Origin of the sequence: Streptosporangium sp. NPDC050284 (assembly GCF_044459525.1) — a bacterium.
Lineage (GTDB): Bacteria > Actinomycetota > Actinomycetes > Streptosporangiales > Streptosporangiaceae > Streptosporangium.
In genome coordinates this window covers 85,496-110,604 of the sequence record NZ_JBITIZ010000007.1, presented here as the reverse complement: position 1 = coordinate 110,604, position 25,109 = coordinate 85,496, and the positions used below count along the sequence as shown (strand labels likewise).

Here is a 25,109-nt window from a genome sequence, read left to right as displayed (position 1 = left end):
CCTCTGCCTCTGCGGCTCCGGCCCCTTTGCCGCTCCGGCCCCTTTGCCGCTCCGGCCCCTTTTCTGACCGGGACCGGCGAAACCGTCAGGGACGGGCGGCCTCGGCGGTCGTCCTGGCCCAGCGGTAGTCGGCCTTGCCCGCCGGGGAGCGGACCATCTCGTCGACGAAGGCGAAGGTCCTGGGCACCTTGTAGCCGGAGATCTTCTCCCGGCAGTGGGCGTCGAGTTCCTCGGCCGTCGGCGCCGTGCCGGGACGCGGCTCGATCACCGCCACCACGCGGGTGCCCCACCGCTCGTCGGGGATGCCGGTCACGACCGCGTCGAAAACCGCCGGATGGCCCTTGAGCACCGCCTCGACCTCCTCGGGGAAGACCTTCTCCCCGCCGGTGTTGATGCACGCGGCGCCCCGGCCGAGGATCGCGATGGTGCCGTCCGCCTCGACCTTGGCGATGTCTCCGGTGAGCAGCCAGCGGACGCCGTCCTTGTCCGTCACGAAGGTACGGGCCGTCTTGGCCTCGTCCTTGTAGTAGCCGGAGGCGACGCGGCCGCTCCTGGCCACGGTGCCCAGCTCGTCCGAGCCGGGCTTGACCGGTTCGAGAGCCTCGTTGAGCACCGCCAGGGTGGCCTGAGGGCTCGCCTGGTAGCGCAGCCCGGACTCGGGGGAGGATCCGGGAACCGCCGAGGCGGTGTAGCCGGACTCGGTGGAGCCGAAACTGTCGATGATCATCTTGCCGGGCAGCAGCTCCTCCAGCCGCTCGCGTACCGAACCGCTGAGGATCGCGCCGGTGGAGCTCAGCACGAACAGCGAGGACAGGTCGTAGGCACCGGTGGCGATCTCGTCGGCGAGCGGACGGGCCATCGCGTCCCCGGTGATGTTGAGCGTGAGGACCCGCTCCCGTTCGATCGTCCGCAGCACCTCGGCCGCGTCGAACCTGCGGACGTACGCGATCGTTCCCCCCATGCACCAGGTGATGAAGGTGCCCATCTGGGCGGCGCCGTGCATCAGCGGGGCGGCGGCCATCATGGTCATCTCTCCCGCGGCCGAGGCCGCCTCGATCACCTCGCCGGGGGTGGCGCGCGGCTCGCCGTAGGGGTTGCCGCCGCCGAAGGCGAAGAACAGGTCCTCGGTACGCCACATCACCCCCTTGGGCATGCCGGTCGTGCCGCCGGTGTAGATGATGTAGAGGTCGTCGCCGGAGCGTTCGGGGAATCCGCGCGTCTCCGGCTGCCCGGCCAGCGCCTCCTCGTACAGCACCGCGCCCTCGACCTGGGACGGTCCTCCCACGGCGATCAGGTGCCGCAGGGCGGGGGCGTCGGGGGCGGTGGCCGCCACCCTGGCGTCGAACTCCACGTCGAACAGCAGGGCGACGATGTCGGAGTCCCGGTAGAGGTAGAGCAGTTCCGCCTCGACGTAGCGGTAGTTCACGTTGACCGGCACGGCGCGGATCTTGAGGGTGGCGAGCAGCCCGGCCACGTACTCGATGCCGTTGTACAGGTGTATTCCGACGTGCTGCCCGGCGCGCACTCCCCTGCTCCGCAGGAAGTGGGCGAGCCGGTTGGCGTGCGCGTCCAGCTCGGCGTAGGTCACGCGGCGGTCGCCGCAGACGACGGCCGTGCGGTCCCCGATCGCGTCGGCGAGTCCTTCGAACAGATCCGCGTGGTTGAACTCCATTCGCACCCCTCCTGGGGGATCAGGGTTTGTCGCTGCCGACCATCCACATCGCGAAGAACTGCGCGCCGCCCCCGTAGGCGTGCCCGAGTGCCCGCCGGGCGCCGTCCACCTGGTGCTCCCCCGCCATCCCCCTCACCTGGAGCGCCGCCTCGGCGAACCGGATCAGCCCCGAGGCACCGATCGGGTTGCTCGACAGCACCCCACCCGAGGCGTTCCACGGGATGTCGCCGTCCAGGGCGGTGGCCCCTGACTCGGTGAGCTTCCAGCCCTCCCCCTCGGCGGCGAAGCCGAGGTTCTCCAGCCACATCGGCTCGTACCAGGAGAAGGGCACGTACACCTCCGCCACGTCGATCTCCCTGCGCGGGTCGACGATCCCGGCCTGCCGGTAGACGTCGGCCGCGCAGTCCTTGCCACCCTGCGGGTTCACGGTGTCGCGGCCGGCGCGGAAGATCGGCTCGGAGCGGGTCGCCGCACCGAGCACCCAGGCGGGGGTGCTGCCGGTGAGCTTGTCCTGCGCGGCCAGCACCATCGCGCAGGCGCCGTCGGAGGACGGGCAGGTGTCGAGGTAGCGGATCGGCTCCCAGAGCATCGGGGTCGACTCGACCATCTTCCGGTCGATGCCGGGGATCCTCAGGTGGGCGTACGGGTTCTTCAGCGCGTTGCGCCGGTCCTTGACGGCCACGAGGTGGCCGATGTGCTCGGGGGCGCCGGAGCGGCGGATGTACTCGCGGATGTGCGGGGCGAAGTAGCCGCCCGCGCCGACGACGAGCGAGGCGCTGAACGGCAGGTGGGTGGACAGGGCCCAGGTCGCGTTGGACTCCGACTGCTTCTCGAACGCCACCACCAGCACCCGGTCGTGCACGCCGCCCTGGATGAGCGAGGCACCGACGAGCGCGGTGGACCCGCCGACCGAGCCCGCCGTGTGGACCCGCATCATCGGCTTGCCCGCGGCGCCCAGCGCGTCGGCGAGGTACGCCTCGGGCATCATCACGCCCTCGAACAGGTCGGGGGCCTTGCCGATGACGACCGCGTCGATGTCCTTCCAGGTCAGGCCCGCGTCCTGGAGCGCGCGCAGGGCCGCCTCGCGGACCAGCCCGGCGAGCGAGACGTCGCGTCGCTTGGTCGTGTAGTGGGTCTGGCCGACACCGATGACCGCGCAGGGGTTACCCATGGTCGCTCACGCCTCCATCACGGTGACGAGGTTGTGTTGGAGACAGGGTCCGCTCGTGGCGTGCCCGAGGACGCGGCTCGCGCTGCCGTCCATGATCCGTGCGGCCGCCTCGCCGATCCTGATGAGGCCGGTGGCCATGACCGGGTTCGCGGCGAGGGGGCCGCCGCTCGGGTTGACGCGCGTGCCCTCACCGAGTTCCAGCGCCTCGCGCAGGATGAGCTCCTCGTGGCTGAACTGGACGTGCAGCTCCGCCACGTCGACGTCACCCTTGCCGGCCCCCGCCGCGCGTGCGGCATCGGCGGCGGAGGCCGACCGGGCGAGGTCCCTCATGCCCAGGTAGTGCGGCTCGATGCGGTGGGCGATCCCCGTTATCCACGCGGGCCGCTCGCACAGCTCCCTGGCCAGGTCTCCGGCCGCCAGCACCACCGCGGCGGCGCCGTCGGTGATCGGGGCGACGTCGTACGGCCGCAGCGGCGCGACCTCCGCGTCCTGCCCCGAGGGGTCCGGCAGGTCGAGAGCGTAGGGGTTCGCCCTACCGTCGGCCCGGCTGCGCCGTACGATCTCGTCGAGTTCGGCCCGTTTCGCCCCGGTGGCCGACGCCTGCAGTGCGGCGAAGGAGACCTGGTCCAGTCCGAGGGGAGCCAGGTAGTACGGGTCCAGCTGGAGTGTCATGATCTCCCGCAGGTCCCCCTGGGAGGACTTGCCGAAGCCGTATACCAGGGCCGAGTCGACGTCGCCGTGCTGGAGCCTGACCCAGGCCTCGTACAGCGCCCAGGCGGCGTCCATCTCGACGTGGCTCTCCGAGATCGGCGGCCAGGCGCCGAGCGCGTCGAGCGCGGAGACGAAGGAGAACGGCGCGCCCGCCAGGTAGTCGCACGACCCCGAGCAGGTGAAGCCGAACCTGCGCAGCCCGGTCGTGGCCCTCACCTCCTCCAGCGGGGGCAGGATGAGCTCGGCCTCGCTCTGTCCCTCGTCGACGGCGCTGTGCCGGGTCTGCGCGAACGCGACGACCGCTATCTCCCGCATCTACAGCTCCACGTCCGGCTCGCCGGTGGGGGCGAACCACTTGATGTTCGACATGGACATCGTCCGCTCCTCCTGCGGCACCCACACGGCCCGCACCCGCATGCCCTGGCGCACCTCGTGGGCCGCGATCCCGCCGACCAGGGCGATCATCGGGATGTCGGTGCCGTCGAGCTGGATGTACGCCGAGACGAACGGCACCTCGGGGGCCCGCGGGTCGGGCAGGTTGTTGATGGCGAAGGTGGTGATCGTGCCGGTGTCCGGGACGACCGCCTCTTCGGTGATCGAGACCCCGCACTCGGGGCAGGAGAGCCGGTAGGGCACGTAGACCTTGTGGCAGGTGCCGCACCGGCAGCCGATGAGGACCCCCTCGGCGACCCCCTCCAGGAAGCGGCGCAGCGCGAGCCCCGGCGTGACCGTGTACTCGGCACGAACCTCGGAGACGATCCTGGTGACCTCGGGGACGAAGCTCTCGATGTCGGTGATGTACCCGGTGCGCTCGGCCCGCCAGCGGGGGCGCACCCGCAGCCCCGGGCGCATCGCCCTGACGTCTCCGGCGTCCACCGCGTGCACCAGCGAGGTGTCGGCGCCGTCCAGCCGGATCAGGGCCCAGGCGAACGGCCGGTCCAGCGGGTGGCCCTTCCTGGGGGTGGTCACCCAGGCCCAGCTCTCCACGGTGCCCGCGGGGCCGACCTCGACGAACTCCTCGGTCACCGCGTCGCCGGTCTCGGGGTCGTACTCCAGCGGCGGCACCAGTGTGCGTCCCGCCGCCGTGCGGACCCCGACGAGCCGCCCGTCGCGCAGTTCGGTGAGGAAGCGCCCGATCACCGGTCCCGTCGTGCGCGTGTACCCGCCGGGGAACTCCAGTACGTGCCGCGCCCGCAGCGGCGCCGGGGTGTCTTCGCTAGATGGCACGTTCACGTCCCTCCCAGTACGGGTCACGCAGCTTGCGTTTGAGGAGCTTGCCGTTGGGCTCGCGGGGCATCTCCGCGACGAAGTCGACGGATCTCGGCCACTTCATCTTCGACAGGCGGCCCCTCAGCGACTCGATGAGCTCGGCGGCGAACTCGGGTGAGGGGGCGACGCCGGGCGCGGGCTCGACCACGGCCTTGATCTGCTCGCCCCACTCCTCGTCGGGGATGCCGAACACGGCCACGTCCGCGACCTTGGGGTGGACCATCAGCTCGTTCTCGATCTCGGCGGGGTAGATGTTCGCCCCGCCGGAGATGATCATGTCGGCCTTGCGGTCGCAGAGGAAGAGGAAGCCGTCCTCGTCCAGGTAGCCGATGTCGCCGACGGTGAAGTGGTCGCGCAGCCGGTTGGCCTCGGTCTTCGCCGGGTCGCCCTTGTACTCGAAGCTGAGGCCCCGCATCTTCATGTAGACGGTTCCGGGTGTCCCCGCCGGTACGGGCTCCAGGTTCTCGTCCACGATGAGCAGCTCGCTGATCGGCCAGGCGGTGCCGACGGTGCCGGGGTGGCTCCTCCAGTCCCGCGGGGTGGCGATGGTGCCGCCGCCCTCGGTGGCCGCGTAGTACTCGTAGACGCAGTCACCCCACCACTCCAGCATCGCCCACTTGACGGGGACCGGGCACGGGGCCGCGGCGTGGATCATCCACCGCAGGGAGGAGAGGTCGTACTTCGACCTCACGTCGGCGGGGAGGGCGAGCAGGCGCTTGAAGTGGGTGGGGACCAGGTGCGAGTTGGTGACGCGGTACCTCGCGCAGAGCCGGAGCGTTTCCTCGGCGTCCCATTTGTCCATGTAGACGAGCGTGTGCCCCATGTGCAGGGCCGTCCCCCCGAACTGGGTGACGGCGGTGTGGTAGTTCGGCGAGGTGACCAGGTGGACGTTCTCCTTGCCGGGGGTGATGCCGAACAGTGTGAGCAGGAACGTCATCAGCTCGGCGCCGTCGTCCGGGTCCATGCCGCTGAGCGGGCGCCGCACCCCCTTGGGCCTGCCGGTGGTGCCGGAGGTGTAGTGCATGGTGGCGCCGGCCGTACGGCCGGCGGGGGTGGTGTCCGGCCGCCCCTCGGTCAGTTCGGAGACGGGCCGCACGCCCTCCACCCGCCCGAACGCGAAGACCCGCTCGGGGGCGATGCCCGACTCGGCGGCACCGCGCAGGCCCTCCCGCGCGTAGCGCTCGTCGACGAAGAAGGCCCGCGCCTCGCTGTCGGCGACGATGTAGCCGATCTCGGGGCCGGTGAGGTGCCAGTTGATCGGCGTGTAGTACCAGCCGGCCTGCAGGGCGGCGAGATAGAGGACGAGCCCGTCGGAGCCGTTGGGCACGAGGCCGCAGATGCCGTCGCCCGCCACCAGGCCGAGCTCCCTCAGGCCGTGGACGAGGCGGTTGGCACGGGCGAGGAGGTCACCGGCGCGATGTTCCGCGCCGTCGGGGTCGACGGCGGCCACCCAGTCGGGGTCCGCCTGCGCCAGTCTCCAGAAACCGAGCGTACCCATCGGACATCCTTTCGCTGGAAAGGCCCCGGCACACCGAAGTGCATCACGTTCTCTTTATCCCGACAAGCCCTGGCGGAACGGGGTATATGGAACAAGAATCTGTTCTTGTACGCATGGGCAGACTAACCTCGGAGGGTGCCCCTAGCAAGCGCTTGACTCAGTACGGGCCTCACCTTTTCAATGCAGGATCGGCCCTCCTCCGAGACGTCTCGCCCGGCGTCGCCGGAACCCCGACCCCATCCCGCGCGGGAGCGAAACGCCCCCGAGCGGCCAGACCGCGCGGAGAGCGACCAGAACCCTCGTTCACCCCGGGCGGCCAGACCGCGCGGGAGCCGATACGCGTCCAGAATTTCCCACCAGGCACCTGGTTGAACCAACGGAGGTCGTCCCGTGGAACTCCTGCCGATCAGCACACCGCACTGCCGGGTCGAGCGTGACGGTCACATCGTGGTCGTCACCATGGACCGGCCAGAGGCGAGGAACGCGCTCTCCACCGACATGCTGGTCGGCCTCGCCGACGCCTGGGCGTACGTCTCCGAGGAGCCCGAGGTCCGCGTCGCCGTCCTCACCGGCGCGCACGGGACGTTCTGCGCGGGCGCCGACCTCAAAGCGATGGGCACCCCTTCGCAGGACGCCCGGGTCAGGGAGCGCGCCACGGCCATCCCCGACTTCCACTGGAAGGGCCTGCTCCGCGACTCCGGCGCGCTGCCGACGAAGCCGATCGTCTGCGCGGTCGAGGGGTACGCCGTGGCCGGGGGCACCGAACTGCTCGTCGGCACCGACATGAGGGTGGTCGCCGAGTCCGCCACCCTCGGCCTGTTCGAGGCCCGCCGCGCCCTCTTCCCCATGGGCGGCTCCGCGATCCGCCTGCCCCGCCAGATCCCGTACGCCTTCGCGATGGACATCCTGCTCACCGGCCGCGCCGTCACCGCGCAAGAGGCGCTGGCCATGGGCCTGGTCAACCGGGTCGTCCCCGACGGGGAGGCACTGACGACCGCCCTGGAGATCGCCGCCCAGATCGCCGAGTGCGGCCCCCTCGCCGTCCAGGCCATCCTCCGCACCTACCGCGAGACCCTGGGCCTGCCCGAGGCCGAGGCACTGAAGGTCTCCGACGCCATCGGCTGGCCGGTCATCGGCTCCCAGGACGCCAAGGAGGGTTCCCGCGCCTTCCGCGAGAAGCGCCCACCCGCCTACCGAGGCGAATGACCCGGGTTCTGTCCACGCTCCAAGCCCTCGTCCACGCGCGGACCAGCGCGTGCCCCACCTGCCACCGCGATATCCCGGCCCACCCCAGCCAGAACACTTCCTCCCCAAACCAACCTAACGAAGTACTCTGGCCACGTACCGCGAAAATCCGCTCCAATGGGGACGCCTGACAAGAACACCGATGGTCGGCAGCGGTCCTGGAGGTTTTGTGGCATACGACGTGACGGCCGTACGGGCGCACTTTCCCGCGTTGGACGAGGGCGCGGCGCACTTCGACGGGCCAGGGGGGTCGCAGGTGCCCCAGCCGGTCGCCGAGGCCGTGGCCGGTGCGCTGCGGGCCGCCGTCTCCAACCGGGGGGCCGAGACCGCCGCCGAGCGCCGCGCCGACGGGATCGTGACCGAGGCGCGCCAGGCGATGGCCGACCTGCTCGGCGCCACCCCGGGCGGCATCGTGTTCGGCCGGAGCATGACGCAGCTCACCTACGACATGGCCCGCGCGCTCGCCAAGGAGTGGGGCCCCGGTGACGAGGTCGTGGTCACCACCCTGGACCACGACGCGAACATCCGGCCCTGGGTGCATGCCGCCGAGGCGCGCGGGGTCACGGTGCGCCGGGCCGACTTCGACCCGGAAAGCGGCGAGCTGGACGTCGGCACGATCGCCGGCCTGCTCGGCGGGCGCACCCGGCTGGTGGCCGTCACGGCCGCGTCGAACCTGCTGGGCAGCCGTCCGGACATCCCGGCGATCGCCGAACAGGTGCACGCGGCCGGGGCGCTGCTCTACGTCGACGGCGTTCACCTGACGCCGCACAGCCTGATCGACGTCGGACGGCTGGGGGCCGACTTCTACGCCTGCTCGCCGTACAAGTTTCTCGGCCCGCACCTGGGCGTGCTCGCCGCCGACCCCGGCCTGCTGGAGAGTGTCCACCCCGACAAGCTGCTCCCCGCCACCGACGCGGTGCCCGAACGCTTCGAGCTGGGCACGCTGCCCTACGAGTTGCTCGCCGGCACGACGGCGGCGGTCGACTTCCTCGCCGGGCTCGTACCGGGTGAGGGGACCAGGCGCGAACGCCTGGAAGGCTCGATGGCCGCGCTGGAGGAGCACGAGAGGGTCCTGCTCGAACGGCTCGACGCGGGTCTGGCCGAGATCGCCGGAGTGACCTTCTACGGCGCGGCGTCACGCGCCCGCACCCCCACGACGCTGTTCTCCGTCGACCACGTCAGGTCCGCCGACGCCTACCGCTTCCTGGCCGAACGCGGCGTCAACGCCCCTGCGGGCAGCTTCTACGCGCTGGAGTGCTCCCGCCGCCTGGGCCTCGGCGACACCGGCGCCGTCCGAGCCGGAATCGCGCCGTACACCGACGAGTCCGACGTGGACAGGCTCCTCAAGGGTGTCCAGGAGCTGGCCGGGAAGGCGGCACGGCCCGAACCGGCGTGAACGGCACCGCTACGGGCGGAGCCCGGTTCCCGGGCGAACGGCTGGGAGGACGAGGGCGTCGCGGTGCGCTCACGGCCCGGCGGGTGGCCTCGCGCAAAGGGCAGGCCGCCCCGCGCGGAGAGCGGGACGGCCTGCTGAGCGGATGAGGTCAGGAGACGGGTTCGATCCATATGTTGCGGAAACGGGGGTTCTCGCCGGCGTCGCCGTGGTCCTGAAGGCGGATCCCGCCCGACGCCGCGCTCTCCGGGATGTGGTCGCCCGTGCCGCCGTCGACGGCCACGTCGTCGTGCACCACCACGCCGTTCCAGACGACCGTGACCCGCGCGTCGTCGACCTTCACTCCCGCGCTGGTGTACCGGGCCGCGCGGAAGGTGATGTCGTAGGTCTGCCACGTTCCCGAGGCGGTGGCCATGTTGCGGTCGGGCGCGCGCTTGTTGTAGATCGCACCCGCCTCGTTGGCGGCCGGCGTGGTGTCACCGTACGACTCCAGGACCTGGATCTCGTAGCGTTCCTGGAGGAAGACGCCGCTGTTGCCCCGCTGCTGCCCGGTCACGTCCGGCGGGTAGTCCGGCTCGTACCACTCGGCGTGGAGCTTGAAGTCGCCGAACGTCTGCCGGGTACGGATGTCGCCGCCGTAGGACTCCACGGAGCCGTTCGCGATCGGCCAGGTCGCCGCCCCGCCGGCCCGTTTCTCCCACGCCGCCAGACTGGACCCGTCGAACAGCGTGATCCGCTGCGCCTTCGACACGGTGATGTGGTCGAGGTTGACGTTGCCCGTGTCGCCGGAGTCGTACTTGTAGGCGATCGTGTTCGTGCCCCGGTTCAGGTTGAGCGGCTCCGTCTGGACGGCCCAGGCGTCCCAGCCGCCGGTGGCGGCCAGCCGCACCTGCCTGACCTTCTCTCCGTTGACGTACACGCTCACCGACCTGCCGGCGTCGGCCGCGTAGCGGAGCCCCACGTTGTGCGTGCCGGTCGAGTCCGACCACACGGAGAACGACGTGCTCGCGCCCTCGTTCCAGTAGCCGTCGACGAAGCCCTTGTAGGTGTAGCCCTGGTGGTTCTGGTTCGCCTTCGCGCCACCGCTCAGCGAGGCGTTCTCGGCCTCGAACACCCGCTGCGCGGCCACGGTGATGGAGTCCAGGTTGACGTTGCCCACGTCACCGCTGTCGAACCTGTAGGTGATGAGGTTGGCGCCCTTCTTCAACGTGAGCGGTTCGACCTGGGTGGCCCACAGGTCCCAGGTCTCCGTGGTGGGCAGCGGCACCTGCCTGACCTTGGTCCCGTTGACGTACACGCTCAGGGACTTGGTGCCGGGCGCGGGGTGCGGGCCGTTGGAGTAGCGCAGGCCGACGTGGTACGTGCCCTCCCTCGCCGCGTGCACGGCGAACTGCGTGGCCGCTCCCGCGGTCTGGTAGCCGTCGACGAAGCCGCTTCCCGAGTAGCTCAGATGATCGGTGTTCAGCTTCGCGCCGCCGCTGTGCGAGGCGCTCTCCGCCTCGTACACGGTGTCCGTCTCCGGACCGTCGATCATCGAGTTGAGCGTGTACCAGGCCTCGGTGCTCCACAGTGGCTGCCCCGACGCCGAGCTGAACGGGCGCGGCGACCGCAGGTGCACCACGCGCCCCGGCTTGAGGTTCGCGATCTTGAGCGTGACCTTCTTCTTGTTGGAGGACAGGTCCGCGGAGGTGACGGTCAGCGGCTCCTCGTCCACCTTGGGGCCGCCGTAGGTGGAGGACGCGGCGTACCGCCACTGGGTGGCCTGGTATTTGGCCGCCAGCGACGCGACGGTCTCGGCCGACAGCGGCTGGGTGTACTCCAGCTCGAAGCCGCCCGCGATCGCGCGCATCCTCAGGATGTCGAAGGCCTTGCTGTCACCGGGGGTCAGCTTCTGCAGTCCGTAGGTGAGCTTGCCCGTCTGGCCCCAGTTCCCGCCGGCGCCGAGACCTCCGGCGTAGACGGCGCCGTCGGGCCCCAGGCTGATCCGGTTGACCCCGGCCTCAAGGCCCTGGGTGAAGCGGAAGACCGCGCCCTGGTACTCGCCGTTGACCTTCTCCAGGTAGCCGCGCTGGATCCCGCCGTAGGTGACGTCGCCGAACAACATCTGCCCCGCGAACCTGCCCTGCTTCATGAGCAGTGGCGTGCTGGGGGAGTTGGCGATCTCGTTGTGCGGCAGCCAGAGCACGGGCGCGCTCACCGGGTTGTCGTCGAACCGGCCGTCGGGGTTGGTGTAGTGGTTGAAGAACCGGTCCTTCTTGACGTGCACCAGTTTCGAGGCGGGCAGCCAGCCGCCCTGGTTGTCCATGACGAACAGGTCGTCGTTCGGACCCCAGCCGAGCCCGTTGGGCGTGCGCAGGCCCCCGGCGATGTACTCGACCTCACCGGTGGCCTTGTCGACCTTGATGGTCGTGCCCCTGTCCGGCGCCGGCTGCGGGTCGGTGGAGGCGCCACCGTAGTTGATGGCGACGGAGAGATTGATGTGGAAGTGGCCGTCACGGTAGAGCATCCCGAACGCGAACTCGTGGAAGTTGCCGCCGAACGGCCAGGTCGCCACGGTCCTGAGGTTGTCGGCGACCTCGTCGCCGTTGGTGTCGTTCAGCTCCACCAGCCGGGACTTCTCCGACACGTAGAGCTTGCCGTCCACGTACTTGATGCCCATGGGCTCCTGGAGCCCACCGGCGATCTTCTTGGTGGTCACCTGCGCGGGTGAGGTCTTGCCCGTGACGTTGTCGAGCAGGTAGACCTCGCCGAGCCTGGTCTCCGAGCCACCCCACGTGGCGATCGCCAACCGGCCGTCGGGCAGCCAGTCCATCGCGGTCACCTGCGGCTGGAACCCCTCCGGCCGCAGGTCGGTGAGCGTGAAGTCGGGGTGTACCGACTCCAGCGGCAGCCCGTCGCCCGGAGAGTCTGCGCCGCTCTCACACTCCTTGCGCCCGGGGGCGGTGACCCGCACCACGTCCGCGTCCGTGCTCAGCACCGAGTTCGGCACGAGGGCGAACTCCGAGGATCCTGGTGGTTTCCACTCCAGCTTGAGCTGCTGGCCGTACAGGTGCTCGAAGTGGTCGACGCGCAACGCGTGGTAGCCGGTGGTCAGGGTGATCGTGCCGTCCACGACGACCGGCCCGTGCCGCCCGTCGTTGGTGATCACGACGGTGTCGTCGATGCGCAACCGAGAGCCGTCGTCGCTGGTGAGCCGGAACTCGTACGTGCCCGCGGTGGCGATGGAGATGTTGCCGATCGCCTCGGTGACGAACATGTCGGTCAGGCCGAAGTCGGCGTCGGAGCTCCAGTCGATCGTGGGCATCAGCTTGTCCACGTTGGGTGTCTGACCGGGCTTGAGCGTGCAGAGCTTGGACAGTTCGACCTGGACGTCGTAGGTGCGCAGGGTGACGCCCGGCGCCTGTGGCGGCACCGCCGCGCGCGCTTGAGCGGGTACGACGAGCCATGAGAGGGCGGTGAGCAGTAAGACGGGTAACAGGGGGGATTTCCGCATAGCCGGTTCCATCTCGGTGGGGGTACCGCGTTCGGCGCGGTGTGGGGGGTGCGGCCTGGGGGTGCGGCACCGCCGATATGACTGATCGGATGGCGGATGCCGGACCTGATTCGTTGTGACAGGAAGGGGTTAAAGCCGCTCTGGCCGTAATCTAAAGCAAGATTTTCTACTTGCCCATATCTTTATGCCGAAAATCAACGAAAGTCGCGCCTGCCAAGACAAAAGCAGGTGATGCCGCGCTCCGGCGTGACCGCGCCACCGGCCGGCCCATCACCCGATCACCCGATCGCCGACCGGGCTTCGGACCCATCCCTCTAGCCCGGGACCGGGCCGCCGAAGAGGCCGCCGATCACGCAGACCTGGACCTCGGCCGACAGGACCTCCATCCGTACCGAGGTGCCGGGGGCGGTGAAGGGGATGTGGATCCTGCCGGTTCCCTGTTCGAGGACGATCTCGACCTCCTGCTCTCCTACCTGCACGTAGGCCGCCGTCCTGGCGGTGGAGCGGTAGTCGAGGCCGAGGACGACCATGCCGCCCTTGTGCGCGAGGGGGATCGAGATCGCGCCGCCCAGCTGGGGGAAGCAGCCGCCGGGGGCGGCGACGTAGGGACCGGTGAGGCGGGCCGGGACGAGGCTGCGCCCGGTGGGGTCGAGCACGAGCGGGGCGGCGGCGGGCCGGGGGTTGCGCATGAGGGCGGCGAGTTCGGGCGGGGCGAGCGGGCTGAGGGTGAGGTGGCTGAGCCCTTCGTCCCCGTACCCGAAGCCGAACTGGTCGTAGGGCGTCCGCTGGGGGTAGACGTCACTACCCGGCGGGGCGGAGGCGAGCGTGGCCCGCACCGAGGCGAGGTAGGAGCGGATCTCGGCCCGCCCCGGCTCCGTCCCCATCACGTATCTGTGCGCGGAGTAGACGGAGAAGACGGCGACTGTGGCCGCCAGCAGCGCGCAGCCGAACCCGGCGGCGCGGGCCGGGATCCGCCAGCGGTACGGGCGCGCCTCGCCCAGCAGCGGGAGCATCGCCAGCCCCAGACAGAGGGCGATCACCGGGGTCACGTCCGCGAGGTAACGGGCCTCCTCGCCCAGGGCGCGGTCCAGGGAGCGTCCGGCCAGGATCGGCACCATGAGGAGGGGCGGATAGAGGCAGAGGATCAGCCACGCCTTCCACGCTCCCCGCCTGAGGAGCAGGGTGACGGCGACGACCAGCGCGATGAGCAGCCAGGCCGCGCCGACCATCGCCTGCGGCGGCACCGCGTAGAACTTGTACCACCAGGGCCCGGGGCCCCCGGCCGCGAGCACCGGGAGGGTGACGCCCAGCATCCGCGCCATGGCCCGGCCGGCCACCTCGGACGAGGGCGCCCCGATCTCCTGGCCGTGCAGGCGGTCGAGCTGCAGGAGGAACAGGATCGAGTAGGCGCCCGCCATGACCGCGTACCCGCCGAACACCGTCGCCAGGGAGCGCAGGCGCTCACGGACGGGGAAGTACAGGACGGTGACCAGGACGAGCAGCAGGGGAATGGCGAAGACGGCCTTGAGGTGGAAGGAGCCGAGCCCGAACAGGAACCACAGTCCGGTCACGACCGCGTCCACGCCGCGCCCGGAGCGCAGGAACGTCACGTGGGAGGCGACCGCCATCGCGATGGCGATCTGCAGCGGCAGGGCCTGGACCGCCGCCGCCCACCAGTAGAAGGCGGGCAGGGCGAGCGGCGTGAACAGGTAGAGGGACAGGGGTACCAGGATCATCCAGCGGGCACCGAACAGCACGCGCAGCATGCGGTACACGGCGAGCGAGGCGGCGAGCTGGAAGAGCAGCAGCGCCGCCGCGGTCACCGTCCAGTCGTACGCGCCGAGCGAGGTGACGACCGTGTTGGCGATCATCCCGACCGGCATCACGTGCGCGGAGTAGACGCCGAAGAGGTAGTCGAGCCCGAAAGGTTCGGCCGCGGCCCTGCCCACCATGTTGAGGTCGTCGCCGAAGAAGCCGCCCCTGTGCAGGATCACGGCCCGCCAGGCGAGCTGGGCCACGATGAGGACGAGTGCGGCGCCGAGCACCCGCCGACCCCCGGGAAAGGACCGCGAAGGTCCTGTCGGGGGATCGGTGACATGGTCGGTGACCTGCGGGGACGCCATCATTCTCCAAACTCATCGGCTCTGATGAGTTCTTAGCCCATTCCTTCGGACATGAGCTACCTACTCACCGGTAATGCGACCCAATCGTTCCATTGCCTCGACGTACTGCTCGATCATGCCGAACACGACGTCCCTGGTGGACCTGACCTGGTTCATCGCGCCGATGATCTGCCCGGCCGGGAAGGTCGCCAGCTCGGTCGCGTCGGAACGGCCGATCCTGCGGAGCGCGTCGGAGATCAGCATGAACTGCAGCGGCATGGGGAGCGTGCCGGGCGACTCCTGGGACTCCCAGGCGTCGGTCCACTCGTTCCTGAGCAGCCGGGCGGGCTTGCCGGTCCACGACCGCGAGCGCACGGTGTCGCGCGAGGTCGCCCCCAGGATGCGGCGCTTGACCACCTCGGAGGTGTCGGCCTCCTCCACGGCGAGCCAGATCGATCCCGTCCACACGCCCTCGGCGCCGAGCGCGAGCCCGGCCGCCATCTGGCGGCCGTCGCCGATGCCGCCCGCGGCCAGTACGGGGACGTCGACGGCGTCCACGACCTGCGGGATGAGGACCATCGTGGAGATCTCCCCGGTGTGCCCGCCCGCCTCGGTGCCCTGGGCGACGACGATGTCCACCCCGACCTCGACCTGCTTGATCGCGTGCCGTGGGGTGGAGGCGAGCGCGGCGACCTTCACCCCCTTGGCGTGTGCCTGGTCGACCACGTCGGCGGGGGGCGGGCCCAGCGCGTTGGCGAGCAGTGCGATCGGGTGCCGCAGGGCCACCTCGACCTGCGGGCGTGCGGTGGCGTCGGTCCAGCCGAGCAGCACCTTCCCCGCGTCCGCGTCGGCCGAGAGCGGCGGCACGCCGTGGGAGGCGAGCAGGCCGTCGACGAAGTCCCTGTGGCCCTGGGGGATCATCCCCTGGAGCCGTCCCACGAGGTCCTCGGGCGAGTCGACGCCGAGGTCGGAGCCCGCGTACGAGGCGGGCATGACCACGTCGACGCCGTACGGTTTGCCGTCGACGTGGTCGTCGATCCACTTGAGCTCCATTTCGAGCTCCTCGGGGGTGAAGTAGAGGGCGCCGAGCACGCCCATCCCCCCCGCGCGACTGACCTCGGCGACGACGTCACGGCAGTGGCTGAACGCGAAGATCGGAAATTCAATCCCGAGCATGTCGGTAACACGTGTCCGCATGGTGCGACTGTACGACCGCGTCAAACTAACTGCAACGCGTTCTAGTAGAGAACCTTTCTTTCGACTGAAAACCTAAGCTACTCGCGAGTAATGAAGTGGGGAAAACGATGGAACGTGTTCCAGTGGCGCGTCCGGGGAACGGTGATTCACGAGGTTCGCGGCGAACGGAAAGGGAGGCCGCGGGCACGTACCCACAGCCTCCCTCCACACGTTCTCCGTCGAGGGCCCGGCGCCCCCGGTCTCTCACATGTCCCCGCGGCGCCTCACGAGCACGGCGCCGGTGACGACCAGGGCGAGGCCGATCAGCAGGAGCACCAGCGGGATCATGGTCCTGAGCAGCATGATGCTGTTCCTGCCGTCGAACGCGTTCTTGACCAGGTCGTCCACGGTGTTCTGGGTCATCTTCACGTCGGCGACGAAGGCGAGCGAGCGCTCGACGCCGTCCTGGGTCTTGAGCACGTCGTGGCGCTGCTGTTCCTGCCGCACCGGCGAGCCGGTGGCCGGCTCGATCCAGAAGGTGTTGACGCCGTCATAGACGCGATCCGCCTTCACGTCGCCAGGATCGTCCATGCCGAGGATGGATGCCGGGACGGTGACGGTGTCGATCTTGGTCGGCGGGACGGTCTGCTCGAACCGGTATACCAACAGCCCTCCGACCTGCTCCTCACCGACGAACTTGGCGTCGAACGCCTTGCCGGTGGTCGCGTTGAACACGCTGTACGTCTTCTTCTCGACGTCGAAGGGCCACTTGTAGATCTGCCCCTGGAGCTGCACGGGGGTCTTGTCGATGTTGACGTTGCAGCAGTTCACGCCCTCGCCCGTGTACTTGTTGAACGCGCTGCGACGCTCACTGAACGAGATGAGGGGGTTCTGGTTGGTGACGTCGTTGACCGCCATGGCCTCCTCCCAGACGACCCGGTCGCCTTCGGCCGCGGTAACGTCCCCCCTGGTGGTGACGGTAATGTCGAGGTCGCCCTTCATCACCTTCAGGTCCCCGGGGCTGAAGTACTGGGCGTCGAGGGCCTCCAGCTTGCTGATGCCGTACTGGTCGGCGGGGGCGGCGATGAGACCGGTCGCCACCTGGAACCGCACGAGCGGCGCGAGAACGATGAGAAACGCGCCGAGTCCGATGAATATCAAACCGATGACGCGACGCATCGCTCCTCCTGGGGCCGCCCGCTACACATGTATCCCGCTCGCCCTATAACAAGTTCCATTTCGCGATATGTTAGTGCTGGCAAACATCTACAGTCACCAGGGATGCCAAAAAGTGACCGAAACAGGTTCTATGCCGGTTCACCAGGGGTCGACCGGCAGGGACGTGCGGGATCTTCCGGCGGTCGGCGGGCATCTCGACGCGATGGACGGCGTCCGCGCGGTCGCCTCCTTCGGTGTTCTTCTCTACCACGTGGCGAGCACGACGGGCGCCTCCCTCAGGGAGGGGTTCCTCCCCGCCCTGCTCTCCAGGGGCGACATCGGGGTGCCGATCTTCTTCCTGCTGTCGGGCTTCCTCCTCTACCGGCCCTGGGCCGGGGAGGTCGTGCGGGGTGAGGCGCCCCCCGGCGCCGGCGGCTACCTGTGGAAGCGCGCGCTGCGCATCCTGCCCGCGTACTGGCTCGTGGTCGCCGTCGCGCTGCCGCTGTGGTCGTGGCCTCAGGCGGCCGACCCGGTCAACTGGCTGCCCTTCCTGCTGCTGGTGCAGAACTACGTGCCGGAGCCGTGGTGGGCCGGCGCGAGCCCGCCGGGGCTCGGGCAGATGTGGAGCCTCTCGGTCGAGATGACCTTCTATCTCGCCCTCCCGCTCCTCGCCGTCGCGCTGCGCGCCCTCGCGCGGCGCGGCGCGGACCCTGTGGCCAGGGCCAAGCTGCTGCTCACCGGCATCTGCGCGCTCGCCCTGGTCTCCCCCCTCTGGGCGATCTTCAGCCACGTCCCGGCGCACCGCCCCGAACTCGGGCTCTGGCTCCCCCGGTCGATGCTCTACTTCGCGGCGGGCATGGCTCTCGCCGTCGTCTCGTTCTGGGCGCATGCCGAGACCGACCCGGACGCCCCGGTGCGGCGGCTCACCAGGGGGGTGCGCGAGTCGTGGGTGACCTGCTGGATCATCGCCGCCCTCGTCTACGCCGTCGCGGCCAGCCCCATCGCGGGAGGCCGCCTCTTCGAGATCCAGGACCTGTGGACGGACATCTTCGAGATGACCCTCTACACGGTCTTCGTCCTCGCCCTGCTCTCTCCCGTGGCCCTGCAGACCCCCGAGCCCTCGCCGCTGCGCTCGCTGCTCGGCAACCGGGTGATGCGCTATCTCGGCCGCATCTCCTACGGCGTCTTCCTGTGGCAGTTCGTGGTGATCGTGGGCTGGTACGAGCTGACCGGGCAGGAGACCTTCAGCGGCGATCTGCTCACGACGCTGGTGGTGTGCACCGCGTTCACCGTACTGCTCGCCGACCTCAGCCATCGGCTGGTCGAGGCTCCGGCGCTGCGGCTCCGGAGCCGAGGCCGGGGTCGGGGGCGGCGCCGCCGCCACTGACCCCGGCACCGCCTCTGACCCCGCCACCGTCGTCGAGGCCGTCCGCACCACCCGCGACGCCCTCATCGCCCGCGCCTCCGCTCCCGGCAGCGGGATCACCGGAGGTGGGAGCGGGAGCGACGGAGGCGGCGGAGGCGCGACTCTGCAGGCGCAGGCCCGCGACCAGCAGCAGCACGCCGAGTACGGCGCACGACAGCGGGATCACCCGGTTGACGAGTGTCGCCCAGCGAAGGAACTGCCGCGCCTCCCCCGCGTTCCACCGCTCGTCCCCGGTGCTGGTGCGCATGTCGGCGGCGAGCGCGACCAGCCGTCCCCCACCGTCGTCGGCGCGCAGGGTCTTGACCAGGTTCTCCCTGACCCCGATCACCATCCCGCTCTCCGGTTCCACCCAGAAGGTACGGGTCCCATCGAGGTAGGCGTTGACGGGGAACGTCTTCCTGCCGCCCAGCCCGAGAACCGTCCCCGGCAGTTCCATCGCCTGCTGGACGAGCCGCTCGTTGACCAGACGCTGCGCGTAGCGGTTGACCCGGACGCCGTACAGGGTCTCGATCCCCTCGAAGCGGGCGGCCACCGGGCGCCGGACGAGCGGGTCGTAGACCTGGTAGGCGACCGGCCCGGCTCCGAAGGGCCAGCGGAACACCAGCCCGCGCGGGGCGGGATTGCCGTTCTCGTCGACGTAGTTCTCGCAGCAGTTGACCGCCTGCCCCGTACGGCGGTCGAACGCGACCCGCCGCTCGTGGTAGTCGATGCGCTGCCCGTCGCGGGTGGCGAGGGAGACGAACTCCGTCCACACGGCAACGTCCGGCGTGGACCTGACCGTGTCCCCGTATCTGGCCACGGCCGTCTCCAGCGGGACGCCCCGGTGCGTGCGCAGGGTGGCGGCGTCGAAGTAGGAACCGGACTCGGTGGTCAGCTTGGTGATCCGGTCCTGCTCCGCGGGCAGTACCAGGCCGCTGGGATAGATGTAGAGGTGCACCAGCGCGGCCAGCGTGATCAGGAAGGCGCCGGCGACCAGGACCAGCACACCGCGCAGTCTCCGGTCGATCATCGTCGCTCCGTGGGTTGGAGGGGACCGTCCTTCTCCCACGCCCGCAGCCAACGGCGGGGCGACCTCGACACGCGCGCCGCGGCGAACAACAGGCCCACGGCGACCAGGGAGAGATACTGCGCTCCCACCGCCCCCGTCTCCTCGCCGTAGCCGAGCGCGAGACCGGCCGCGCCGAGCGCCGCCACCACCGGGAACGGCGTGAGCAGCACCCGGCCGATCCTGTACAGCCGGCCGCCCGCGCTGTGCTCGGCCCCCGCGATACCCCGCAGCCACAGGGCGAGCACCGCCACCAGACCGGTCAGGGCGGCACCGGCCCAACCCTCGGCCACCAGGCCCAGCACGAGGGCCGGCGGCCACAGCCAGGCCGCCCGCAGCACCGCGGGCGACGACGCGGGAAGCCCGCGGAGCGGGCGGCGGGGGCGGACCAGGGCGAGCGCGACGACCAGCGCGACCAGCACCCATCCCACGATCAGCGACATCCGATACAGGCCGTCGGGGGCGTACGTCATCACGACGGTCCCGCTCCCGGGGGGCAGCAGCCACGCCTGCCGCCACCCGTCCAGCCTCGCCGGTTCCAGCACGCGTCCGTCGAACGACGCCTGCCAGCCCCTGTTGAAGTTCTCACCGAGCGCCAGGTAGGAGGGCTCCGCCGTGGAGACCCTCACCCGGCGCTCCCCCGCCTCCCAGCTCTCGACGGTCGCGGGCCGCAGGATCACCTCCGGCGCCGCGGCGTTCCCGGCGTTCCCTGCGTTCCCGGTGCTCTCGGTGCTCTCGGTGCTCTCGGTGCTCTCGATGGTCCCGGCGCCGCTTCCGTTCGGGCTCTTCGGGCTCTCTGCGGCGTCCTTGGCGTCGTTCGCGGCACCGTCGCCGTTCCCCTCGCTCCTCGTGTCGGCGGCGCGCAGGACCATCGAGTCCACCCGGAAGCCCTGGAGCGCGGCGGCGCGCACCCGCAGCGTGCCGTCCCGCGTCTCCACCGCCTCGCAGGCCCGGTAGCCGACCGGACGGCCGTTGAACAGATCGCCCAGGGTCCCGCTGTGGATCTCGGTGGGCGTCGCGACCCCGTTCACGGTGAGCGTCGGACCGAACCCGCAGGGCATCCTCACCGGCTGCGTGTCCGGGGTGGGCAGCGGCGCGACCCCCGGGATCGCCACCCCGAGCACCTCCATCCGCCAGGAGCCGAGGGCGGCGAAGGTGAGTTTCACCCGGCTCGCCCTCATCGGCGCGAAGCGGATCCACCCGTCCTTCGAGGCCCAGGCGTACCGGACGCCGTCGTCGGTCGTGACGGTGACCCGGACCGGTGGAGCGCCCAGCCTGGTGTCGGGGAAGTCGACGCGCAGCCGGGACAGGTTCACCTTCCTGCCCAGTTCGAAGGAGAGCGAGGGCTCCAGGTCCTTGTCCCCGGCGTACCAGATGGTCCTGCGGTCGTCGTCGAAGGCCGCGTAGGCGCCGGTGGCCGGGATGTCGCTCGCGGTGGAGGAGGCGCTGGCGCGGGGGAAGCTCCCTTCCGGCATCAGCACGGTCTCGGCCACCCGCCGGTCGGTGAGCACGGCCCTGCCCTCCAGCGTCTGCCTTCCCTCGGCGACGGGGACCAACCTGTCGAAGGCGTAACCGTCCTCGCCCACGAAGCGCAGCCTGTCCGCGCAGGTCCAGGCGTAGGAGCCGAGCATGCAGCCGGGGGCGGTGTCCGTCCGGCTGGTCACGACCGTCTGCCCCGGCGACGCGGGGTCGGCCGAGGAGGCGGACGAGGAGACGGGGGGCACCACGAGCGTGCGTTCCGGGCGGACCCCGGGAATGGACAGCTCGGTGATGCCGACCCGGGGGTTGGGGTCACGCAGGACGCGGGTGACCCGGATCCGGATCCGGGACGTCTCGCCCTGCGGAACGTTCAGACGCTCCCACAGCGAGGTGAGGCCGAGCCGGGTGCGCACCCTGCCGGTGTCGGTCTCGACCATGACCTCGGAGACCGTCACCGTCTCCTCCGAGCGTTCGAAGACCGCCTGGATGAAGGGCACCGAGGTCGGTTTGGCGAGCTGTACCTCCAGCCACTGCTCGGTGGCCGGCTTCCAGCCGGTGGAGCGCCAGCCGGTGCGCAGGTCGAAGTCCACCGCCGCGTACGGCTGCTGCCCGCTGTCGCGGGTTCCCGGGGTCGCCCCGAGCCTGGACTGCGAGGAGGAGGCGGTCACTCCCTTGATCCCGATGAAGGCTGCGACGGTGGTGGGATCGGACCAGCCGGGGTCGGTGAGGTCGTAGGCGGGCCCGTAACCCTCGTAGGGCTCGTCAGGCGTCAGCGTCTCGCCGTACGGCCTGCGCAGGTCGCTCACCACCAGCTCGCGCCGCCGCATGGTGTCGGTGAGCACCGTGTCGGCGGCGGGGATCGCGTCCGCTCCGGGGTCGTCGCCGAGGATCACCGGCCGGTCGTCTTCGAGGACCCCCTCCTCGGCCATGGTGAGCAGCGCCTCGGGACCGCCGGAGACCCGCAGCGGCCGCTGCGCCGCGACCGTGCCGACGACGGGACGCGCCCCGGTGACCTCGTAGATCTCCAGGGACGCGTACGGCTGGTCGAGCCAGCTCGCGCCGGTCTGGGAGTCCTCGAAGCCGACCGTGGGCCCGAAGCCACGCACCCGGCTCAGGCCGGGAGAGCGGTCCAGCGCCTCGTGTACGCGGGCGGGCCACGCGTCACCGAAGGCGACCCTGTCGAGGTCGTTGCGGATCAGCAGGTAGCGCACCCCCATCCGGCGCAGCGTCCGGGTGAGCCCTTCCGATCCCTGCCCGTTGGCGAAGCGGTCGTCGATCGCCTTGACGAGCCGGTTGGAGCCGGCCGTACCCCACGGCACGATCGTGTTGCTCACCCAGCGGGCCTTCTTCAGCAGCGGCTGGAACGGCTCGTCGAGCGGGCGCCCCCAGGTGTACTCGCCTCGCCGGGCTCCGGGCAGGACCAGCACGGTGCCCTCCTCGGCCCGGTCGTCCAGCCAGGAGGCCGCCTGCCGCCAGTGCTCGGGGACGTCGGCGAAGGCGCCGCTCGGGGCGATGCCCGCGGTGGCGACGGGGACGAGGGTGAGGCCGACCAGCCCGGCCCCCACCACCGCGGCGGGGAGGCGGACGGCGGGCCTGCGCGCTCCCACGTAGGAGACGAACGCGGCGAGTCCGAGCACCAGCGGCAGCCGTACGAGCGCGTTGAACTTGTGCAGGTTGCGGAACGGCGCGAGCGGGCCGTCCAGCAGCGCCCTGAGGGGGTCGGCGAGCGGCCCGGCGTGGCCCGCGACGAGGACGGCGACGCCCACGAGCGCGGTCAGGATCAGGAAGGTCCGCTCGGGCGTGCGCGCGAGGGTGAGCCCGGCCAGTCCCAGCCCGGCGACGAGCGCGGTGACCAGCACGAGCCAGGGCACGGTGGCGTGCTCGTAGGCGGCGGGCAGGAAGGGGCGCCCGTCCACCGGCAGGAAGGCGACCCAGCTGTTCATGCCGCGCAGCACGTTGGTGAGCGAGCCCACGACCGTGGTCGTCCACGCGTTCTCGGTGAAGGGCATGAAGGAGAAGACGTAGCGGCCGAGCATCACCAGCGGGACGAGCCACCAGAACGACACGGCGGCGATCGCGGCGAGCCACCACGCGATGAGCCGCCGCTTGCGCGGGCCGCGCGCCCGGGTGAGCAGGTAGATCATCGGTACGACGAGCACGGCCAGTTCGGCGGCGGCGTTGATGCCGCCCGCGAACAGGAACACGAGCGCCGACAGGCAGGCGGCCCCGCGTGGGCTCGTCTCCCCCTGCGCGCCCCTGACGAGGAAGAGCAGCACCCAGGGCAGGACGGCGCTGGGGGCGAACTCCACGGAGTTGAAGCCCATGAGCGCCTGCGCGTGCGGGGCGAGCGCGTAGGCGAGACCGGCCAGCACCCCGGCGAGCTGCCCGCCGATCCGCAGCGCCCTGGCCACCTGGGCGACGCCGACGAAGGCGACGCACAGGATCAGCGTCACCCAGAGCCGCTGCACCACCCACGGGGGCATGCCCGCGTTGATCAGCAGGGTGTAGAAGGGCCCCATCGGGAAGATGTAGCCGTACGCCTGGTTCTGCAGGTGTCCCAGATAATCCTGGTCCCACATGCTCAGCGCCTGGGAGAGGAAGCCGATCGGGTTGATCGGCATGTCCAGCTTCGTCTCGGCGATGAGCATGCCCGGCGCCATGTGGAAGGCGACGGCGGCGAGGAAGAGGCACCCGGCGAGCAGCCTGAGCCTGCGGCGAAGCCCGGTGTCGGAGGCTCCGAACTCGGAGGGAGGTGCGGAAAGGCGGGTGATCCACGCCTCGGGGATCACCGTCACTTATGGCGGATCGGTCTCACCCGCGGCGAGACAGAGATCGGATACATGAAGGTGGCGGCCGTTTTTAGATAGTTCTGTGGTGATTAGTCCGGTCATCGTAGCGCCCGTTCTCCCCCAGGTGAATTCGGCCGCCCAGAGCCTGCACGCCTGCTGGATCTCCTCGCGCCTGGCCGGGTCCGACAGTTCCCGCAGCGCGCGGTCCACCACGTCGGCGAGCGCCTCACCATCCCCGACCAGCCAGCCCGTGACACCGTCACGCACCGAGTCGCGCAGTCCCGCGACGTCGTAGGCGACAGTCGGGACGCCGAGCGCGGCGGCCTCGATCACGGTCAGCCCCCAGCCCTCGAACTCCGAGGCGGTGACGTTGACCCGTGCCGCCCCCAGGATCGCATTCTTGGCGGCCTCGGGCAGGAAGCCGTGCAGGTGGATCCGGTCCTCAAGGCCGCGGCGGGCGGCGTGTGCCGTGAGCCGCTCCTGCTCGCAGCCACGCCCGATGACGTGCACGTGGATGCCCGGCCACGCCTCTTCGAGGTCTCCCACGAGGTCCACCACCCGTTCGACGCGCTTGTGGCCCACGAGCCTGCCGAGGTAGACCACCGAGGGGTCCCCCGTCACGCCCTCGCCGCTCGCGACCAGGCGCGCCACCGGGCTGCCGTTCGGGATGATCTGGATCGGCGCGAGCCAGCCGAGCCGCTCGCGCAACTCCTTCCTGGAGGACTCGGAGACCGTGACCGTCGCGCGGCGCCGGTAGACCAGCCGGGCGACCGGCCCCTCGATGAAGCAGCCGATACGGGCCAGCCAGCGCGGGAAGAAGGCGTAGAACTGGCGGTCGTGCACGTGGTGCACCAGGGAGATGACGACCGTGCGCCGTCCGGTGACCAGGGGGGCGAAGAAGGGGATGCCGTTCATGCAGTCGATGACGACGTCGAAGCGCCGGCGCCGCAGCAGCATCCAGAGCGGGACCAGCAGATAGACCAGGAACGGGTTGCCCATCCGCCGCAGCGCGATGCCGTCGCGCGCCTCGGCCGAGGACTGCCCCGCCTCCCTGGAGGTGACGAAGGTGACCGACGCCCCCTGCCCCACCAGGTGGCGGCTCACCTGCCAGGCGTACTCCTCGGCGCCCCCCGCCACCGACTGCAGCGGCTCGCGGAAGTTCAGGACGGCGACGCGCACCCCGCGCAGCAACGGCCGCTGCCGCGCCGTCGCGGCCACCAGGCCCGCGGGGGACGGGCCCGACGCCCGGCGGGTCGCCCTGGCGCCCTGTCCGGCCACGACCACTCCTATCTCCGAACTCTCCCGTGCTCCCCGTACGCTCCGCGCTCTCCGGACGAGGTGTCACTTTATGCGGTGAATGTCGCTGTCTGACGTACGAGAACGACGGCGCCGAGGGTTTTCGCGCATGCTGCGGCCAGGCCCTGTCTCGTCGACGTGATCCGGAGCGGGTCTCCCCGCCCCGTGGGCCGGATGCTCAGGTGA

Annotated in this window: 15 protein-coding genes; 3 read left to right on the top strand and 12 right to left on the bottom strand. The window is 70.6% G+C overall.

What is annotated here, in order from left to right:
• Positions 1-85: 85 nt before the first annotated feature.
• From ACIBH4_RS18015 to ACIBH4_RS17995, 5 genes are read right to left on the bottom strand one after another with little or no spacing between them, the layout of a single operon-like run.
• Positions 86-1,672, bottom strand: coding sequence for an acyl-CoA synthetase (locus tag ACIBH4_RS18015; protein ID WP_362765839.1), 1,587 nt, complete (start codon positions 1,670-1,672; stop codon positions 86-88).
• Positions 1,673-1,691: 19 nt separating this feature from the next.
• Positions 1,692-2,843, bottom strand: a complete 1,152-nt coding sequence (locus ACIBH4_RS18010; protein WP_362765836.1) for a thiolase domain-containing protein — start codon at positions 2,841-2,843, stop codon at positions 1,692-1,694.
• Between the two features lie 6 nt (positions 2,844-2,849).
• Positions 2,850-3,869, bottom strand: coding sequence for a thiolase domain-containing protein (locus ACIBH4_RS18005; protein WP_362765833.1), 1,020 nt, complete (start codon positions 3,867-3,869; stop codon positions 2,850-2,852).
• The gene (locus ACIBH4_RS18000; protein WP_362504153.1) at positions 3,870-4,781 is read right to left on the bottom strand and encodes an OB-fold domain-containing protein; all 912 of its coding nucleotides are present in this window, start codon (positions 4,779-4,781) and stop codon (positions 3,870-3,872) included.
• Positions 4,771-6,321 (bottom strand): acyl-CoA synthetase, encoded by a 1,551-nt coding sequence (locus ACIBH4_RS17995; RefSeq protein ID WP_362765830.1) that lies wholly within the window; start codon positions 6,319-6,321, stop codon positions 4,771-4,773. The genes ACIBH4_RS18000 and ACIBH4_RS17995 overlap by 11 nt, the downstream gene beginning before the upstream one ends.
• A gap of 390 nt (positions 6,322-6,711) precedes the next feature.
• On the opposite strand from ACIBH4_RS17995, the gene ACIBH4_RS17990 reads away from it, so the two are divergent.
• The gene (locus ACIBH4_RS17990) at positions 6,712-7,527 is read left to right on the top strand and encodes a crotonase/enoyl-CoA hydratase family protein (RefSeq protein ID WP_362765827.1); all 816 of its coding nucleotides are present in this window, start codon (positions 6,712-6,714) and stop codon (positions 7,525-7,527) included.
• A gap of 208 nt (positions 7,528-7,735) precedes the next feature.
• The gene (locus tag ACIBH4_RS17985) at positions 7,736-8,962 is read left to right on the top strand and encodes a cysteine desulfurase-like protein (protein WP_362765824.1); all 1,227 of its coding nucleotides are present in this window, start codon (positions 7,736-7,738) and stop codon (positions 8,960-8,962) included.
• 148 nt (positions 8,963-9,110) lie between these two features.
• Here ACIBH4_RS17985 and ACIBH4_RS17980 read toward each other — a convergent pair whose 3' ends face one another.
• The 4 genes from ACIBH4_RS17980 to ACIBH4_RS17965 form a co-directional block, all read right to left on the bottom strand.
• Complete coding sequence (locus ACIBH4_RS17980) at positions 9,111-12,452, bottom strand: family 16 glycoside hydrolase (RefSeq protein ID WP_362765821.1); 3,342 nt, start codon at positions 12,450-12,452, stop codon at positions 9,111-9,113.
• 314 nt (positions 12,453-12,766) lie between these two features.
• Positions 12,767-14,575: a hypothetical protein gene (locus ACIBH4_RS17975; RefSeq protein ID WP_362765818.1), complete on the bottom strand. Its 1,809-nt coding sequence runs from the start codon at positions 14,573-14,575 to the stop codon at positions 12,767-12,769.
• Between the two features lie 60 nt (positions 14,576-14,635).
• Positions 14,636-15,751, bottom strand: coding sequence for a nitronate monooxygenase family protein (locus tag ACIBH4_RS17970; protein ID WP_362504135.1), 1,116 nt, complete (start codon positions 15,749-15,751; stop codon positions 14,636-14,638).
• Positions 15,752-15,994: 243 nt separating this feature from the next.
• On the bottom strand, positions 15,995-16,909 hold the full coding sequence (locus ACIBH4_RS17965; protein WP_362504132.1) for a DUF3068 domain-containing protein: 915 nt from the start codon (positions 16,907-16,909) through the stop codon (positions 15,995-15,997).
• Positions 16,910-17,021: 112 nt separating this feature from the next.
• On the opposite strand from ACIBH4_RS17965, the gene ACIBH4_RS17960 reads away from it, so the two are divergent.
• The gene (locus tag ACIBH4_RS17960; RefSeq protein WP_362765815.1) at positions 17,022-18,275 is read left to right on the top strand and encodes an acyltransferase; all 1,254 of its coding nucleotides are present in this window, start codon (positions 17,022-17,024) and stop codon (positions 18,273-18,275) included.
• Here ACIBH4_RS17960 and ACIBH4_RS17955 read toward each other — a convergent pair.
• From ACIBH4_RS17955 to ACIBH4_RS17945, 3 genes are read right to left on the bottom strand one after another with little or no spacing between them, the layout of a single operon-like run.
• Positions 18,196-19,323 (bottom strand): DUF3068 domain-containing protein, encoded by a 1,128-nt coding sequence (locus ACIBH4_RS17955; protein WP_362765812.1) that lies wholly within the window; start codon positions 19,321-19,323, stop codon positions 18,196-18,198. The genes ACIBH4_RS17960 and ACIBH4_RS17955 overlap by 80 nt on opposite strands.
• On the bottom strand, positions 19,320-23,633 hold the full coding sequence (locus ACIBH4_RS17950) for an alpha-(1->3)-arabinofuranosyltransferase family protein (protein WP_362504123.1): 4,314 nt from the start codon (positions 23,631-23,633) through the stop codon (positions 19,320-19,322). Before ACIBH4_RS17950 ends, ACIBH4_RS17955 begins: the two co-directional genes overlap by 4 nt.
• Complete coding sequence (locus tag ACIBH4_RS17945; RefSeq protein ID WP_399172411.1) at positions 23,634-24,905, bottom strand: glycosyltransferase family 4 protein; 1,272 nt, start codon at positions 24,903-24,905, stop codon at positions 23,634-23,636.
• Positions 24,906-25,109: the final 204 nt, after the last annotated feature.